The organism is Ruegeria sp. HKCCD3925 (assembly GCF_057221175.1).
Window position 1 is genome coordinate 1 of the sequence record NZ_JBWVBI010000019.1, and the last position, 1283, is coordinate 1283.

The window sequence follows — 1283 nt, forward strand, 5'->3', positions numbered from 1 at the left end:
ACCCGTCTGTTCGATGTGGACACGCTGGGCTACCACTCCACCTTCGCCAATGACATCAGCGGTATCGGAGGGTTGCACAAGCGCGGTTACGGCTCTTTGGAGCTGAGCGGTAACAACAGCTATACCGGTGACACCACCGTCAGCGGAGGTCGTCTGGCCGTCAATGGCACGCTGGCCTCTGCCGTAACCGTCGAGCGTGAGGGAACGCTGGGTGGTTCCGGTACGGTCTCCAAGGTTGATAACTACGGCACCCTGGCTCCAGGCAACTCAGTTGGCACCCTGACCGTCAACGGCGACTACACCGCCCATGCCGGTTCGGTGCATGAACTGGAAGTTGGTCCTGCTGGTGCGACCGATCGTCTGGTGGTTGGCGGTGCAGCCCATATAGACGGCACCCTGAAACTGGCTGGTGGCCCCTTCCGCCAGAACGTGGCCTATTCCTTCATGGACGCAGCCAATGGGGTGACAGGTCAGTACAGCCACATTACGTACGACATGGCCTTCTTGTCGCCAACGCTGCTCTACGGCCCCAGCCTGTCCTTGATGATCAAACGCAATGACACGCCGTTCGCTGCGTTTGCCAATACAAGTAACCAGAAAGCCGTGGCCAATGCCTTGGATACCGGCTCGGACCAACCGCCAGCCGCTATGGCTGAACTGTATGACACGGTGCTCAATGCACAATCCGGCAGCGTGGCAGGCTACATGGAGCAGCTACAAGGTCAGATCCATGCCGGCACCACCTCGGCGCTGCTCAGCAATGGCGACCTGCTGCCGCGCACCTTGGGCAAACAAGCCTCAAGCGCACGTAATACAACCGGCAAAGAGACCGTCCTGTGGGCTGAAGTGATCCATCAACAACGAGATCTGGACGGTGACGACAACAGCCAGGATGTACGCCACAAAGTGGGCGGTCTATTCCTAGGCGGGGATACGGCTATCGGCGAGCAAGGCTGGCGTATAGGTGCCTCCTTGGGCTATCTGGAAAACCGCATCAAGCTGGATGATCGCCGTCAGACCTCGCGCAGCAATAGCTACAGCGCAGCCCTGTACGGGACGCAGGCTTGGGAGCTAGGTTCAGGTAGCCTGAATGTGCTGGCTGGTGGTGCTTACACACGCCACAGCCTGGACAGCGAACGCTCCATCTCCGTTCATCAATACGAAACGCTGAAGGCTGACTACAAGGCGCACAGCATTCAGGCCTTTGCCCAACTGGGTTACCGCATGCCAGTCAGCCCACGCGCCAGCGTAGAGCCTTATGCCAGCGTCAATTGGCACCAACT

At 59.1% G+C, this 1283-nt stretch carries 1 protein-coding gene; it reads left to right on the forward strand.

Features of this window, described 5'->3' with window-relative positions; translation table 11 throughout:
• The coding region (locus AC2TEM_RS21375; protein ID WP_480856422.1) for an autotransporter family protein at positions 1-1283 on the forward strand (1283 nt) is incomplete at both ends.